This is a genomic window from Longispora sp. NPDC051575, assembly GCF_040681875.1.
Classification (GTDB): domain Bacteria; phylum Actinomycetota; class Actinomycetes; order Mycobacteriales; family Micromonosporaceae; genus Longispora.
The window spans coordinates 1-16,237 of record NZ_JBFAZP010000018.1; the positions used below are offsets into that span (position 1 = coordinate 1).

Here is a 16,237-nt window from a genome sequence, read left to right on the forward strand (position 1 = left end):
ACACCAGAACCAAAGTCCCAGTGCCGACGGGGTAAATCATAATTGGCACTAACTTTCCGACACCCTGTTGAGTTCTCAAAGAACAAACACACACCGTCTGACCGCTCTTTCGAGCTGATCTTCTGGGGTTTCTCTAACCTACCAGATCGGTTTCGCGGATCTTCACCAGGGCTTCACCCCGGCGGCCGCACCGCTCTGTCTTGCTCGCTGTACTCTACCCGGTCGGTTTCTGCGGCTCGCACCGCCCCCCACCCGAGCTGCCCGGTCCCGTTGCGCCCCGGTTTGTTCTTTCTTTCCGGTTTGCCCCGTTCCTCGCTGGCAGAGAGAAATTTACGCGACCGTTCACCCCTGGGTCAAATCGGGGGTCCCGAAACGCTCTGACCAGCGAAAAGGGCCCGAGACAGCGCCTCGGGCCCCTCGTACCGCTAGAGGTATTCGACTCCGGCGATCGTCTTCTTGCCGCGGCGGAGGACCAGGAACCTGCCGTGCAGCCTCCGGTCGGCCGGGACGGGGGCGTCGGCGTCGGTCACCCGCTCGTTGTTGATGTACGCGCCGCCCTCGGTCACGGCCCGACGCGCCTCCCCCAGGCTCGCGCACAGCCCGGACTCCTTGAACAGGACGGCCACCGACAGCGTGGGGTCGCCGACCTGCGCCAGACCGGCCTCGGCGAGCGCCGCCCGCATCGTGGTCGGGGCCAGCTCCTCCAGGGCGCCGCGCCCGAACAGCGCCTGGCTGGCGGCGATGGCCTGCTCGGTCTCCGTCTTGCCGTGCACGAGCGTGGTCACCTCGCCGGCCAGCCGCTTCTGGGCGGCCCGCGCGAACGGCTTCTCCGCGGTCTCGGTCTCCAGCCCGGCCAACTCCTCGCGGTCGAGGAACGTGAAGACCTTGAGCAGGTTGACCACGTCGGCGTCGCCCTGGTTGATCCAGAACTGGTAGAAGGCGTACGGGGACATCAGCTCGGGGTCGAGCCAGATGGTGCCGCCCTCGGTCTTGCCGTACTTGGTGCCGTCCGCCTTCGTGATCAGCGGCGTGGCCAGCAGGTGGACGGACTCGCCCGTGACCCGGCGGATCAGGTCGCTGCCCGCCGTCAGGTTGCCCCACTGGTCGCTGCCGCCGGTCTGGAGCCGGCAGCCGTAGCGCTGGAAGAGTTCGAGGTAGTCCATGCCCTGGAGGATCTGGTAGCTGAACTCGGTGAAGCTGATCCCCTCCTCCGACCTCAGCCGGGTGGCCACCGCGTCCTTGGTGATCATCTTGTTGACGCGGAAGTGCTTGCCGATGTCGCGGAGGAAGTCCAGGGTCGACAGGCCGGCGGTCCAGTCGAGGTTGTTCACCATCTTCGCGCCGTACTCGCCGTCGAAGTCGAGGTACGGCTCGATCTGGGTGCGGATCCGCTCCACCCACTCGTGGACGAGCTCCTTGGAGTTCAGCGTGCGCTCGGCGGACTCCTTCGGGTCGCCGATCAGGCCGGTCGAACCGCCGACCAGGGCCAGCGGCCGGTGGCCGGCGAGCTGGAGCCGGCGGAGCACGAGGATCTGGACCAGGTTGCCCATGTGCAGGCTCGGGGCGGTCGGGTCGAACCCGCAGTAATAGGTCATCGGTCCCTTCGCCAGCTCAGCCGTCAACGCGTCCGCGTCGGTCGACTGATGGATGAGGCCCCGCCACTGCAGTTCGTCGAGAACACTGGTCATACCGGAGATTGTCCCCTACGGGGCACTCGGTTTTCCGACCCGGCTCCCTCGTTGGGAAGTCGGGGTGCCCGTCCCTCGGAGGGAGTACCCCCGTGTCGTCCCACGGCCCGATTCGGTAACCCGGCATCTTCGGCAGACTCATCGGGGAAATGCCTCAGATTCGCCGAAGGAGTGGGATATGAGACTTCGAAGAACAGCCTCCGTGGTACTGGTGGCGGCCGTCGTCCTGGCCGTGCCCGTCGCGGCGGACGCGGCCGACGCGCGCCCCGCCCGGCTGAAGGCGGCCCTCGACGCGGTGGTGGCGGCCGGTGCGCCGAGCGCGCAGCTGGAGTTCAGGGACGGCCGGTACACCGAACGCGACGCGAGCGGGGTGGCCGAGCTGGGTCGCAACCGGCCCGCGCCGGAGAACGGCCGGTTCCGGGTCGGCAGTGTGACGAAGACGTTCACCTCGACGGTGGTGCTGCAGCTGGTCGGCGAGAAGAGGGTGCGGCTCGAGGACACGGTGGAGCGGTGGCTGCCGGGGCGGGTGCCGAACGGGGACCACATCACGGTGCGCCAGCTGCTGAACCACACCAGCGGGCTCTACAACTACACCGACGACATCATGTCGGCCGAGGACGTGGTGCGCGACCGGTACAAGTCGTGGACTCCCGACCAGATCGTGGCCACGGCGGTGGCGCACCCGCCGCTGTTCCCGCCGGGGACGTCGTGGTCGTACTCGAACACGAACTACATCCTGGCCGGGCAGATCATCGAGAGGGTGACCGGGCGGTCGTACGCGTCGGAGGTGCAGCGGCGCATCATCGGGCCGGTCGGTCTCCGCGACACCTCGCTGCCGGGGAACCTGCCGTTCATCGTCGGGCCGCACGCGCACGGCTACATCGAGGTCTCCGGGGCGCCGCTGGACATCACGGTGTTCAACCCGTCGATCGGGGGCGCGGCCGGTGAGATCGTGTCCACCCCGACGGACCTGAACAAGTTCTACGCGGCGGTGCTGTCCGGGCGGCTCCTGAAGCCCGCGCAGCTCGCGGAGTTGAAGGCGCCCGCGACGGCCGACGTGCCGTACGGGCTCGGGATCTACGAGCAGCCGCTGCCGTGCGGCATCTCGGTGTGGGGGCACACGGGCGGCATCCCCGGGTACAGCACGTACTCGTTCCAGACCGAGGACTCGTCGAAGCGGCTGACGCTGTCGGAGACCGTGTACAAGGCGGACACCACGCCGGCGGTCGAGCAGTTGCTGGTCACGGCGTTCTGCCCGGCGGGCACGACCGGGCGCGCGCAGGTGCGCTCTTTCGCGTAGGACGAAGGAGGGCCCGCTCCCCCATCGGGGAGCGGGCCCTTTCGTGTGCGCCGCGGACGCGGGGTGCCCGTACCCGGATGATGCCCTTCAGGCGGGGGTGGCGACCGGGAGGCCGGCGAGGAAGGCGGTGACCACGCCGTCGAGGCCGGCCTGTGCGGTCTCCGCGAGCGCGATCGAGCCGTCGGGGGCGGTGGCGATCAGGGTGTCGAGCAGGAAGTAGCCGGGGACGACGTGCGCGGCGCCCATCGAGGTGAGCACGGGCCGCAGGGCGTAGTCGATGGCGAGCACGTGGGCGACGCTGCCGCCGGTGGCCAGGGGCAGGACGGTCTTGCCCGCGAGCGCGTACTGCGGCAGCAGGTCGAGGAGCGCCTTGAGCACCCCGCTGTAGGCGGCCTTGTACACCGGGGTGGCGATGATGATCCCGTCGGCGGCGGCGACGGCCTCCCCGACGGCGAGGATGGCGGGGTGGTGCACGTCCGCGCCGATCAGGGCCTCGGCGGGCAGGTCGCGGACGCCGAGGATCGTGACCTCGTGCCGGCCGGTGTCGGTGAGCCGGGCGGCGAGGTGGTCGAGGACCCGGGCGGTGCGGGAGGTCGGGGACGGCGAACCGGAGATGGCGAGGATGCCGGGCATGAGGGGGCTCCAGGGTGGCGGGGGGCGAACGGGACGACTAGACGCGCGTCGTCGCCGGACAGCCGCTGCTGCACACCCGGAGGAGGTCGATGTGGCGGCGCCGCACGAGGGTTCGACTCCGGTTCATGGGTGGAACGTAGCGGGCCGCCGGGGCCGTGTCCAGATTCCCGTGGGACCTGTCACATCGTTAGCCTATGAAACTAATCGGAATAGTAGGAAAACCAGCTCAGAGCGTTTTCCGGGTACCGGGGCCGCGCGGTTTCGGCGGTCGCGGGCGACCCGGGCGCGGCACGGGGCGTCGGCGGGCCGGTAGCGCCACGGGGTGTGCCCGCCGCCGGCCGCGCCGACCCAGGGCCGATGGCGATCAGGGCCGGGCGGACCGGGCCGGCGGCGGGGCGAGCGGGGCCCGGCGTTCTCCGACTCCGGTCCGGCCGGAAACTCCGCCATTCCGTCGCGCGGGCCCCCATGCCATCGGAGCGGACGCGTATTCCGGGAAAGGTGTACCGGCCGCTCGGAACAAGTACCCGGAAAGCGTGAATGCTCTTCGGATTGTTTATCCCACGAATGGTTCGGAGGCCAGTCCGGAATCTGACTGTGGGATGCGCGCGACTTGTCGTCTCCCACATGCTGAATTTCGTGGATCGCAGGCATCATGGACAATAATGTGGACGCTGTTCGAGAATCCTTCGCACCCATTCTGGTGCCGCACATCCGAGAACACGTGGTGCGTTCGCCCGGTGTGGACGTCGTGAACGACGCGCTGTTGTCCGCGTTCCGCGAACACCCGACCCTGGCCGCGATCGTCCTCGTCGACGAGGACGGCCGCTACATCGGGACCTGCACCCTCCGCACCCTCGAACGCGCCGCCGGAACCGCCGGCGTCACCTCCGAACCGGGCGCCGCCGACCACGCGTCCCAACCCGCCGCGTCGACGGCCTACCGCGCCGTCCGGTTCGCCTGCGGGACCTGCGGCACGACCGCCGTCCGCTCCTTCTACGACGACCGGGACCTCCCGGTGTGCGCGCCCACTGTGGAGCACGGCCCGATGGCGCTGGTCCGGTGAACCTCGACGGCGTCATCGAACCCCCGACCACCCTGGGCTCGGCCCGGTACTTCCGCGTCAGCTACCTGCCCACCTACGCGGCCCTGCTCCTGCTCCTCGTCATCGTCTGGGCCGGCGGCCGCGCCTGGTGGACCACCGACCGGATCAGCTTCAAGGCCGCGTGGAAGACCGCCTCCGGACTCGGCGCCGGCGAGGTCGTCGTCCTGTTCGTCGCGGTGACCCTGGCCGCGCTCGTCCTGTTCCACCTCCAACCGCCGCTCGTCGCCGTCCTGTCCGGCGGGTGGCCCCGCTGGCTGGGCTCCGGCCTGGCGCTGCGCCTGCAACGCCGCCGGTACCGGTCCTGGCGCCGCCGGACGCTCCTCCCCCAGCGGGAAGCGGAACTCACCGACGCCGTCGTCCAACGCGCGGGCCAGGCCGCCGCGCGCCTCCGCCGCCGGTTCCCCCTCGCCGAGCACCTGCTGCGGCCCACCGCGCTGGGCAACGCGCTGGCCGCCGCCACCGACGGCGCGGGCCGCGCGTACGGGATCGACGCCGCCGCCGTCTGGCCCCGGATCTACCCCGTGCTCGGCGACCCGGTGCGCAACCTCGTCGACGACCGGCGCGACGCGCTCGACAGCACCGCGCGGCTCGCCGCCACCCTGACCGTCACCGGCCTCGGCACGGCGCTGCTGCTCGGCTGGTCGGGATGGTGGGCGCTGCTCGCGCTCGCCCCCCTCACCGGCGCGGCCGCCTGCTACGTCGCGGCGGTGCGGGCCGCCGAGGCGTACGGCGAGCTGGTGCACGTCGCGTTCGACCTGCACCGGTTCGAACTGCTCGACGCGCTGCGGGTCCGGATGCCCGATACCGCCGCCGCCCAGCACGCCGCGTTCCGACAACTCAGCGACCTGTGGCGGCAGAACGTGCCCGCCACCCTGGAATACACCGAAGGACGGGTCGCCTCATGACCAAGGCGCTGATCCAGCCCCTGCTCCTGCCGTACTCGATGATCGTCGGCCAGGACGACCTGAAGACCGCCCTGGAGGTCGCGTTCGTCAACCCCATGGTCGGCGGCGTCCTCGCCACCGGCCAGCGCGGCACGGCCAAGTCGACCACCGTGCGGTCGTTCGCGATGATGGCGGCGGGCGAACTGCCCGTCACCCTGCCGATCGGCGCCACCGACGACCGGGTGCTCGGCGGCTGGAACGTGGACAAGCTCATGCAGGGCGAGTCGACCTGGCAGCCCGGCCTGCTGGTGGAGGCGTCGACGAGCGACGGGCGGACCCTCTACGTCGACGAGATCAACCTGCTGGACGACTACCTGGTCAACATCATCCTCGACGTGGCCTCCACGGGCATCCTCAACCTGCAGCGCGAGAACCACAGCGAGGAGAACCAGATCCGCTTCACCCTCGTGGGGACGATGAACCCCGACGAGGGCGGACTGCGCCCCCAGCTCCTGGACCGCTTCGGCCTGGTGGTGCCGATCTCCGCCCTCGAGGACCTCGACGAGCGGGGCCGGATCGTCGAGGCCGTCCTCTGCCTCGAGGAACAGGCCGAGTCCCCGGGTACCGAGAGCGCCGCGCACGTCCGGGTCCGGAAGGCGTGCGCGCTCGACAGCACCCGGCGCGACCAGTTGACGGCCGCCCGGGACACGTTGCCGGCGGTGGTCCCGGGCAAGGCGGCCCTGGTGGCGTGCGTCAAACTCGCGTCCGAGTTCGAGGTCGCCGGCCACCGGGGCGAGATCGTCCTGATCCAGGCCGCCCGGGCCCTCGCGGCGCTGGAGGGACAGCTCCAGGTCGGGGCCGAGCACATCCGCAAGATCAGCAAGCTCGCCCTCGTCCACCGCCGCCCCGGGGGCGAGTCGGGGACGCTCCCGGAGTGGACGGACGAGCACGACGCGCTGGTCAACCGCATTGTCGACGCCTGCGACTGGTGACGGATGTCCTCCCTTCCAGATCCCCTGGAGCGCGGCCTGACGCTGCTCCGGTGTCTGGCGTACGAACCGGCGCTCGGCGGCATCCTCTTCGTGGACCTCGACCCCGCGCTGCTGGTGCCCCTGGCCCGGTGGCTGGCGGGCGGCTCCGCCCTCGGTACGACCGCGCCGCACGTGGTCACCCTGGGCGCGTCGGCGTCGGAGGACGACCTGTGGTCCGGCCAGGCCCCGCGGTTCTCCCGGGACGCCGCGGACACGTCCCCCCGGGGCCTCCTGCGGTGGGAGCCCACGGACCACGCGCCGGTCGTGGTCGTACCCGACCTGGCCCGCGCCGGGCTGGCCACCGTCCGGGCGGCGATCGCGATGATCGGTTCGGACATCCACCCCCATGACCCGGGGCGCACCTCCGGCCGCACGCGGTGGATCGCCGGGTGCGCCCGCGACGACGCCCAACGGCTGTCGGCGCACCTGCTCGACCGGTTCCCCGTCCGGGTCGACGGGGCCCCGATGTCCGCCGAGTGGGTGTCCCGGGCCAACCTGGTCGAGATCAACGACCCGGAAGGGGAAGCCCCGGCGCTCGCTTCCGTGCTGGGGATCCCGGCGGTCACGGGGGTCCCGACCCGGCGGCCGGTACCCGCCGACGGCGTCGCGGCCCGGATCGTGGCCCTGACCGGCACGGTCACCAGCCGCCGCCGCGACCTGGCCCTGGGCCGGGTGGCCCGGGCGCTGGCCACCCACGCGTCGGCCCCGGAGTTCACCGTCCAGGACGTCGACCTGGCCGCCGCGCTGATGGGGCCCGCGTCGGCCGAGCCGCCGCCCCCCGTGCCGGAGCCGACCGTCGTCCACCACCCGCCGGGCGCCGAACAGGGGGACGAGCCCGGCAAGGACCTGGTCCTGGGCTCCGACCCCACGGGCGACACGACGGTCGGCCCCCACGTGGCCGCCGAGGGGACGGGCGCCCGTCGCGAGGCCGCCGAGGCGCTGGGTCCGGAGGCACCGTCGCTGTACCCGGAGGACCAGGCCATGCACCTGCCGCCGGCGTCCTCCCTCCGGTTGCCGGGGCAGAACCGCCTCCTGGCCCGCCGGTTGCGCGGCCAGGCCATCGGGGTGATGCCGTTCCGGGGCGACGTGCGGGACCTGGCCGTGGTCGCCACGCTGCTGGAGGCCGCGAAGTACCAGTCGGTGCGCCGGGCGAACCGGAAGGAGTCCGGCCGCCGCCTGCTGATCAGCCCGGTCGACCTGCGGGTCCGCCGCCGCCAGCCGGAGTCGGGGCGGCTGTTCGTCGTCGTCCTGGACCACACCTGCCCCCGGGGCGAGGGCTGGGCCCAGGTCGTCGCGCCCTACTTCCGGTGGGCGTTCCAGGAGGGCGCGCGGGTGTGCCTGATCGAGTTCGGGCACCGCGACTCCGCCCACGAGCTGTCCGCGACCCGGACCCGCGCCGAGTCGCTGTTCGACCCCCGGGTACTGGCGGCGTTCGAACGCGAACCCGGCCGCGCCAGTCCCCTCGCCCACGCCCTGGACCTCGCGGTGCACGAACTGCGGCGCTTCCTCCGCCGGGGCCGCGCCGCGACGGACGAGGCCGTGGTCGTCGTCGCCACCGACGGCAGGGGGAACGTCCCGCTCGCGGCGAGCCTGAGCGGCCGGTTGTCCGGTCCCGTCGGGCGCGACGGCGTCACCGACGGGCTGCCGCTCGCGATCGCGATCGGGGCCCTGCACCGGACCACGACCGTGGTCGTCACCCCCGACGTCCACCAGCAACGCCACCTGCCCGTCGAACTGGCCGAGGCGATGGACGCGACGGTCGCCGTCGTCCCCGACGAGGAGGACCTGACACCGTGACGCGCGACCAGCTGCACGGCATCCTCGGCGCGGCCGGACCGCCCGGTCCCCGGTCCCCCGTGACGCCGGGCCACCGCGGCCCCGTGCCGGCCCGTCAGCACCGCACCCCGGCCGGCCCGCCCGGTCAGCGCGGCCCCGGCGGAGTCGGCCCGCCCGCCACGGACGCCGACGCGGCGGTGCGGCACGGCAGCGGCGCGCAGTCCTCGGAGACGACCACGGTGGACGGCTTCGACGCGGTCGTGGACAGGAAGCAGGGGCCCGACATCGCCCTGCTGTACGTGACCGCCACCCGGGTGGACGACCGGCCGGCGTTCTCCCTGCGGCTCCGCTGGGGCGACCGGGAGTTCGTGGCCGATCAGGAGATCCACCTCCGGAGGCAGCGACCGCTCCCGGCCCAGCTGACCCTGCCCGCCATCGTGAAGGCCCAGGAGGGGTTCGACGGCAGCTACTGGCGGGACACGTTCGTCGCGCTGCGGCAGTGGTGGATCGGCCAGCAGTACCTCATGCGGTGGCTGCGCGAGATGATGGAGACGAACGAGCGGCCGCACCTCGTCGTCTGGGACAACACCCCCTTCGAGATCCCCTGGGAACTGGCGTACTCCACCGCGCCCGCGCACACCGGGTGGATCGGGACGTTCCTCACGGTCAGCCGGTGGATGTCCGTGCTCGACGGGCGCGATCCCGAGGAGTACTCGGCGGAGCGCAGGTCGGTCGACGGGCGGCTGATGGTGCTGCACGACCCCGACTTCGACAACGAGGCGAACGGTTTCGCGAAGTTCGAGGTGTCCCGCAGGTTCAAGGTGATGGAGGAGCTGCTCGGGTACCTCGACGAGCGCGACGTGGAACGCTTCGGCACGCTCCTGATCCGCTGCCACGGCACGATGGGCGCCGAGCCGGCCACGACGACCCTCGGCGGCCTGGCCATGCACCGGCTCGACGACTACACGGGAAGGGCGATCCGCGAGTTCGGTCCCCTGGTCATCCTCAACGCCTGCGTGTCGGCCAGAACCGTGTTCCCCACCGACAACGACGGCGTCGTGGCGCACAGCTTCACGGAACACTTCCTCCGGTACGGCGCCGCCGGGGTCGTGTCCGTCGTCGGCGAGGTGGACAAGCTCCAGTCCCACGACTTCGTCATCACCCTGCTGAACCTCTCCGCGAAGGACGACGTGGCGCTCGCGCGGCAGTTGCAGCGGCACCGGCAGGCGTACACGGCCCCGCTGCCGCAGTCGTCGGGCGGGCAGAGCAAGGAGGACGAGCAGACCTACCGGCGGTTCTTCCACGCGCACCTCTTCCAGTACTACGGCCACCCGTACACGGTGCTGCGCACCCGACGCCGCCCGGCGGGGGACGCGCCGTGAGCGTGGAGTCGGTGCACCTGACGCCGATCGTCAGCTGGCCGCGCGAGGTCCGGTCGGAGGTGCGGTACTGGGTCACGGTCGACCTCACCTCGTCCGGCGAGCTGGACGAGTGGTCGTACGACCGGGAGGAGTACCCGGTGCACTGCATGCTCGAGGGCGGCCCCACGCTGGACGTGGAGTCCTTCGGCGACACGGCCGTGGTCCTGCACCGGTTCGGCGGCACGTACGGCCCGGTCCGGTTCGTCGTCACCCTCCGGGCGGGCGTGACCCCCGGCGACCGCGACCACGCGCTGAACCTGAGCCTGATCACCGCGGGCGGCGTGACGATCCAGACGATCTCCCTCGGGTACCGGGTGGTGGCCCCGGCCGACGAGCCCGTCGAACCACCCGAACTGGTCACCCACCGGCTGCTGGAGTTCCCGCTGCCCCTCGCGGTCCTGAGGGTGCGCAACGCGTCCCTCGTTCCGGGGGAGGCGGGCTGGCCCCTCGACGCCGAGCCGACCGCCGGCGGGCCCGCGCCGTACGAGCTCGAACCGTACCCGTCGGCACCGGCTCCGCTGCCCGCCGACACCACCCCCAGCCGGCTCCTGATGGCCCGGTGCCAGGTGATGCCGTTCCTCGGGCGGGCCGCGGAGATGCGGGTCCTCTCCCACTGGCTGGAACGCGGGGAGCCGCAGGTCTCCGTCCGGCTGGTGGACGGCGCCGGCGGGCAGGGCAAGACCCGGCTGGCCGCCGAGCTCGCGTACCGGGCCATGGCGCGCGGCTGGACCGTCCTGGCGGCTCGGCACGTGCCCGCCGCCGGGTCGGTCGCCGACCGCCGGGCGGCCGTGGACTCCGACCGGCTGCTCGTGGTCATCGACTACGCCGAACGCTGGCCGCTGGGTGATCTGCTCGCCCTGGTCCGTGACCACCGCGACGCGGCCGGCACGGTGCGCTTCCTGTTCCTCGCCCGGCCGGCCCGGGGCTGGTGGGAGGCGGTGAAGGAGGAACTGACCGCGCTGGGCGTGGCCGCCGCCGACCTGAGGCTGGAACCGTTGGCGGGCACGCACCGGCAGCGGGTCACCATGTTCCGGGAGGCGATGCTGCGGTTCGCGTCGGTCCTCGGCGTCCGCGACCACGACGGCATCCCGGCGCCGGAGGTGTTGCGCGGCGCGGCGTACGGGTCCATCCTCGCGCTCCAGATGCTCGCCCTCGCCACCATCGACGCCCACAGCCGGGGGGTGGCGCTGGGCGCGGGGACCGCCGCCCCGTCGGCGTACCTGTTGGAGAGGGAACGCTCGCACTGGCACACCGACGACCCCCGGCGCACCCCGGCGCACGTCATCGAGAAGGTGGTGCTGGTCGCCACGCTGCTCGGCCCGATGCCGGCCGCCGACGCGGTGACCCTGCTCGGCCGGCTCGGCATCGCCGAACCCGGGGCGGCCCTCGCCGACCACTCCGCGTACTACCCGTCGTTCGACGAGGACGCGGCCCTCGAACCGCTGTATCCCGACCGGCTCGGGGAGGACTTCCTCGCGTCGACCTTCCAGGCCCCCGACGAGCCCCTCCCCGACGAGGGCCCCGCGTGGCAGGACGTGCTCGACATCGTCGGCGACGAGCCCCGGCACGCGCGGACGGCGCTGGCGGTCCTCACGGAGACCGCCCGGCGGTGGCCGCACGTGGTGGCCGGACTCCTCAACCCGCTGCTGGAGGCCCGGCCCTCGGTGGCCATCGCCGCCGGCGGGACCACCCTGGCCGCGCTGGCCGACATCCCCGGCCTCACCCAGCAGGCCCTGGAGGGCGTCGAGTCGCTGTTCCCCGACCACCGCAACGTCGACCTGGACGTGGGCGTGGCCGCCTTCACCCAGCGCGTCGTCACCGCCCGGACGACGACCGCGACCGCCCCCGAGGTCCGCGGCTACCAGCAGCAGGTCCTCGCCCGGCGGATGGCCAACGCCGGTTTTCACCAGAACGCGCTCGAGGCCGCCCACCAGGCCGTCGTCGGCTACCGGCAGATGGCCGCCAAGGACCCCTGGTTCGAGTCCGAACTGGCCCGGGCCCTCGTCAGCCTCGGCGCGGCCCACACCCACCTGGACACGCCCCAGAAGGCCCTGGAGGCGGCGGAGGAGGCCGCCACGATCTACCGGCGGCTGGCCGCCCGCCGCCCGGGGGACTTCGAGGCGTCCCTGGCCGGGGTGCTCAACAACCTGGCGATCGTCCTGGCCGGGTTCGACCGCCAGGACGAGGCCCTCGCGACGGCGCAGGAGGCGGTCGGCATCCGCCGGCGGCTGGCCCACGCCGACCCCGGCCGCTACGAGCCCGAACTCGCCGTGTCGCTCATCAACCTCAGCGCCCGGCTCCGCAAACACGGCCGGTGGCAGCAGGCCCACGACATCGCCCAGGAGTCGGTGGGCGTGTACCGGCGCCTCACCGCGCAGGACCCGGCCGCGTTCGCCCCCGAGTTCGCCACCGCGCTGACCAACCTGAGCGTGTCCCTCACCGACCTCGGCCGGCTGAGCGACGCGCTGCCCACCATCCAGGAGGCGACCCGGCTGTGCCGCCGGCTGGTGGCGACCAACCCGGCCGCGTTCGCGCTGGAACTGGCGACGATCCTGTCGATCCTGGGGGCCACGCTCACCGACCTCGGGCAGGCCGAGCCGGCGGTGGCCGCGTTGCAGGAGGCGACCGACATCCACCGGCGGCTCACGGACTCCGGCCAGTCCGGCGCGAGCGCGGCGTACGCCATCTCCCTGACCAGCCTCGGCAGCGCACTCATCGACGTCGGCCGGTACGACGCGGGGATCCGCAACCTCCAGGAGGCGGTCACGGACCTGCGGCAGCGGACCCATCGGTACCCGGAGGCGCACCGCGCGGCGCTCGCGCTGACCCTGTCCCGGCTCGGGGCGGCGCTCTGGGAGCGCGGCGACCGGGAGGAGGCGCTGTCCCCGGTGCAGCAGGCGGCGGAGCTCTACACGACGCTCACCGACGCGGTGCCGGACCTCTTCGGGTTCCGCCGGGCGTTCGGGCTGAAGAACCTGGCCGCCACGCTCGCGTACCTGGGGCGCTGGCAGGAGGCCGACCGGTACTGCGTCGAGGCCACCCGGTGCTTCGAGGGGCTGGCCGTCGAGGCGCCGCAGACCTTCAACGTGCACCTCGCCGAGACCTGCGCCGACCACAGCCGGGTACTGCGCCGGATGTCGCACCCCGAGGAGGCCGTCACCGTCCTGTCCCGGGCGGTCGACGTCTACCGTCCACTGGCGAGGGCCGACCACGCGCGCTACGGCCACCGTCTGGACCAATATCTGACAGATCTCGCCGGCCTGCTGATGTACCTCGACCGGGACGGGGAGGCGGCGGCCGTGACGGAGGAGGCTACGTCGATCCGGTTGGGCTCCGCCGAACAGGACCCGGTGCCCGGCGCGGACCCGTCCGGTCGGGCACAGCTCATCGCCACCATCGCGAACCTGCTGGTCAACGCCATGGACTCCCCCACCTGGGCCGAGGTCCGGCAGCGGTTCGCCGGCACGCTGCCGCGCGGCGCGCCCGACGCGGAGCGCGCGATGACCATGCTCGACTCGGACGCGAAGAGACTGGCGCGGCTCACCGACGCCCCGTTGCGGGGGTCGCGTCGCGCTGTCAGGTTGGCGTGGTCGACCCGTCTCAAGGACCTCCTTTCTGAGTATCCTGAAATGACGGAGCCGCTGCGAGCCATCGCCACCCACGGGCGCCCGTCTCAGCGGGTCGAGCCCGGCCAGGCTGGGAGCAGACCAGAAGGAGACGTCCGTGGTGAGTGACGAGTGGATCGCCGCAGCCGCGGCCTCCTCCCTGATGTCCGCCGCCGCCACCCAGACCTGGGAGCCGGTCCGGCGGCAGATCGCCGCGCTGTTCACGCACGGCGGCGACCGCGACGAGGGGTCCATCCTCCGCCGCCTGGACGAGAGCGCCTCGGACCTGGAGGCCATCTCCGCCGACCAACGCGACCGGGCCCGGCTCCGGCTCGCCGCCGACTGGCAGGTCCGGATCCGCGACCTCCTCGACACCCATCCCGACCTCGCGGGTCACCTGCGCGACATCATCGACGAGCTGCGGTCGAGTGAACCCCGGCACTGGAACGTCACGGCGGTGACGGTGCACGCCCAGAGCGTCGTGCAGTACGGCGCGGTGTACGGCGACGTGCGCGTCACCCAGCAGACCGAGGCGGAGTAGGGCCCGCTCCCCCGCTACGGCCTCGGGAGGGGCTTGGCCAGGGTCTCGAAGCGCAGGTCGGGGCGCAGCGGGATGCCGAACCGCTCGTCGCCGTACGGGAACGGGCTCAGGACTCCGGTGCGGTGGTAGCCCCGGCGTTCGTACCAGGCGATGAGGTCCTCGCGGATCGAGATCACGGTCATCTCCATGTCCGCGCAGCCCCACACCTCGGCCGCGTGCCGTTCCGCCTCGGCCAGCACCGCGCGGCCGATCCCGCCGCCCTGGAGGGTGGGCCGCACGGAGAACATGCCGAAGTACGCCGCCGGGCCGCGCCGTTGCAGCTCGCAGCACGCGAGGAGTTCGCCGTCGCGCTCGGCGACGAGGACGACCGTCTCCGGGCGGGCCAGGACCTCGGCGACCCAGTCGGGGTCGGTGCGCTGGCCGCCGAGGATGTCGGACTCGGTGGTCCAGCCCTGCCGGCCGGAGTCGCCCCGGTAGGCGGAGTTGACGAGGTCGACGAGGGCGGGCACGTCGGCGGCGGTGGCCGGCCGGAAGGCGGGGGCTGTCACCGGGTCACCCTATCGGGCGCGCGGACCGGCCTCAGTGGTCACCGCCGGGGCGCGGGGATCACGCGCGGCGCGGGGCCACGCGACGGCTCGCGTGGCACTCCGCGAGCCAGGCCGCGGCTCCCGCCGGGAACGCGGACCGGCGCGCACGCCGTCCCCTCCGTGGAGAGGCGACCTGCGCGCCGGTACCCGTCACAGGGTTCTAGCGGGGCACCACGTGGGCCGCGCCCCATTCGCGGAAGGTCTCCAGCCGGTCGGACAGCGCCGACAGCTGCTCGGCGACGGCCCGCGGCCCGGTGGAACCCGGCGTGGTGCGCGCCTCCAGGGCCCCGCGCACGTCGAGCACGGCCCGCACGTCGGCGGTCAGGTGTTCGGAGGTGGCGGTCAGCTCCGCGTCGGTGAGCTCGTCGAGGCCTCGGCCGGTGGGCGCGCACAGGGCCACCAGGGCGCCGGTGATCTCGTGCGCCTCGCGGAACGGGACGTGCCGGCGGACCAGCCAGTCGGCGATCTCGGTGGCCAGGGTGTAGCCCTTCGGGGCTGCGGCGGCGAGCACCTCGGTGTTGACCGTCATCGTGGCGATCATGCCGGTCATGGCGGGCAGCACGAGTTCGAGGGTCTCCACGGCGTCGAAGACGGGCTCCTGGACCTCCTGCATGTCCCGGTCGTAGGTCAGCGGCAGGCCCTTGAGCATGGTGAGCACGTTGACGAGCCCGCCGATCAGCCGGCCGGACTTGCCCCGGGCCAGTTCGGCGATGTCCGCGTTCTTCTTCTGCGGCATGATCGAGGAGCCGGTGGCGAAGGCGTCGTCGAGTTCGACCCAGCCGAACTCCTGCGAGGTCCACAGCACGATCTCCTCGCCGAGCCGGGACAGGTGCACCCCGGCCAGGGCCGCGACGAACAGGAACTCGGCGGCGAAGTCGCGGTCGGCCACGGCGTCCATCGAGTTGGCGGCCGGCGCGGTGAAGCCGAGTTCGCGGGCGACGGCGACCGGGTCCAGCGGCAGGGACGAGCCCGCGAGGGCGCCGGAGCCCAGCGGGCAGATCGCGGCGCGGGTGTCCCAGTCGGTGAGCCGGTCGAGGTCGCGGGCGAACGCCTGCACGTGCGCGAGCAGCTGGTGCCCGAACGACACCGGCTGGGCGTGCTGCAGGTGCGTCATGCCCGGCGCGGGGGTGTCGATGTGCTCGGCGGCCTGGGCGACCAGGGCCCCGCACAGTTCGACGAGGCGGGTGGCGACGCCGCGGGCGTGGTCGCGCAGGTACAGCCGCAGGTCCGTGGCCACCTGGTCGTTGCGGGACCGTCCGGCGCGCAGCTTGCCGCCGAGGGTGCCGAGCCGTTCGATCAGGCCGCGTTCGAGGGCGGTGTGCACGTCCTCGTCGTCGATGGTCGGCCGGAAGTCGCCGGACGCGCAGGCCGCCTCCAGGTCGTCGATGGCGGCGAGCATCGCGCCCAGTTCGTCGGCGTCGAGCAGGTCGGCGCGGGCCAGCACCCGGGCGTGCGCGCGGGACGCGGCCAGGTCGTAGGGGGCCAGGCGCCAGTCGAACTGCACGCTCACGGACAGGCGGGCCAGCGCCTCGGCGGGACCGCCGGTGAACCGGCCGCCCCAGAGGCGGGTGGACTCGGACGTCTGCTGTTCGGTCACAGGGAAAGCCTAACGAGACGGCGGTGGCCGGGCAGGGGCCACGCGGAAAGGAACAAAGAGCACACGACGACG

12 protein-coding genes are annotated in these 16,237 nt (G+C 72.7%); 8 read left to right on the forward strand and 4 right to left on the reverse strand.

The features are described from left to right. Positions 1–425: 425 nt before the first annotated feature. Positions 426–1,688, reverse strand: a complete 1,263-nt coding sequence (gene tyrS, locus AB0M43_RS36790) for a tyrosine--tRNA ligase (protein ID WP_363731844.1) — start codon at positions 1,686–1,688, stop codon at positions 426–428. A 178-nt stretch (positions 1,689–1,866) separates the two neighbouring features. Between tyrS and AB0M43_RS36795 the strand changes: the two genes are divergently transcribed. Continuing rightward, positions 1,867–2,988, forward strand: a complete 1,122-nt coding sequence (locus AB0M43_RS36795; RefSeq protein WP_363731846.1) for a serine hydrolase domain-containing protein — start codon at positions 1,867–1,869, stop codon at positions 2,986–2,988. An 87-nt stretch (positions 2,989–3,075) separates the two neighbouring features. Here AB0M43_RS36795 and ssuE read toward each other — a convergent pair whose 3' ends face one another. Then, a complete protein-coding gene (gene ssuE, locus AB0M43_RS36800; protein WP_363731849.1) occupies positions 3,076–3,621 on the reverse strand; it encodes an NADPH-dependent FMN reductase in 546 nt (181 codons plus the stop codon). A gap of 724 nt (positions 3,622–4,345) precedes the next feature. Here ssuE and AB0M43_RS36805 point away from each other — a divergent pair. From AB0M43_RS36805 to AB0M43_RS36835, 7 genes are read left to right on the forward strand one after another with little or no spacing between them, the layout of a single operon-like run. Next, a complete protein-coding gene (locus tag AB0M43_RS36805) occupies positions 4,346–4,684 on the forward strand; it encodes a hypothetical protein (RefSeq protein ID WP_363731851.1) in 339 nt (112 codons plus the stop codon). Then, positions 4,681–5,628 carry a hypothetical protein gene (locus AB0M43_RS36810; RefSeq protein ID WP_363731853.1) on the forward strand — a complete coding sequence of 316 codons (948 nt, stop codon included), beginning with the start codon at positions 4,681–4,683 and terminating at the stop codon, positions 5,626–5,628. Before AB0M43_RS36805 ends, AB0M43_RS36810 begins: the two co-directional genes overlap by 4 nt. After that, complete coding sequence (locus AB0M43_RS36815; RefSeq protein WP_363731855.1) at positions 5,625–6,599, forward strand: AAA family ATPase; 975 nt, start codon at positions 5,625–5,627, stop codon at positions 6,597–6,599. Before AB0M43_RS36810 ends, AB0M43_RS36815 begins: the two co-directional genes overlap by 4 nt. Before the next feature lie 3 nt (positions 6,600–6,602). After that, entirely contained in the window at positions 6,603–8,435 is a 1,833-nt protein-coding gene (locus AB0M43_RS36820; RefSeq protein ID WP_363731857.1) for a hypothetical protein, read from the forward strand. After that, a complete protein-coding gene (locus AB0M43_RS36825; RefSeq protein WP_363731859.1) occupies positions 8,432–9,796 on the forward strand; it encodes a hypothetical protein in 1,365 nt (454 codons plus the stop codon). The genes AB0M43_RS36820 and AB0M43_RS36825 overlap by 4 nt, the downstream gene beginning before the upstream one ends. After that, positions 9,793–13,569 (forward strand): tetratricopeptide repeat protein, encoded by a 3,777-nt coding sequence (locus AB0M43_RS36830; RefSeq protein WP_363731862.1) that lies wholly within the window; start codon positions 9,793–9,795, stop codon positions 13,567–13,569. Before AB0M43_RS36825 ends, AB0M43_RS36830 begins: the two co-directional genes overlap by 4 nt. After that, positions 13,559–13,981 (forward strand): hypothetical protein, encoded by a 423-nt coding sequence (locus AB0M43_RS36835; protein WP_363731863.1) that lies wholly within the window; start codon positions 13,559–13,561, stop codon positions 13,979–13,981. The genes AB0M43_RS36830 and AB0M43_RS36835 overlap by 11 nt, the downstream gene beginning before the upstream one ends. A gap of 14 nt (positions 13,982–13,995) precedes the next feature. Here the strand turns inward: AB0M43_RS36835 and AB0M43_RS36840 are convergent, their stop codons facing one another. Next, positions 13,996–14,529, reverse strand: coding sequence for a GNAT family N-acetyltransferase (locus tag AB0M43_RS36840; protein ID WP_363731865.1), 534 nt, complete (start codon positions 14,527–14,529; stop codon positions 13,996–13,998). A gap of 199 nt (positions 14,530–14,728) precedes the next feature. Next, positions 14,729–16,165, reverse strand: coding sequence for an argininosuccinate lyase (gene argH, locus AB0M43_RS36845; RefSeq protein WP_363731867.1), 1,437 nt, complete (start codon positions 16,163–16,165; stop codon positions 14,729–14,731). Positions 16,166–16,237 lie beyond the last annotated feature (72 nt).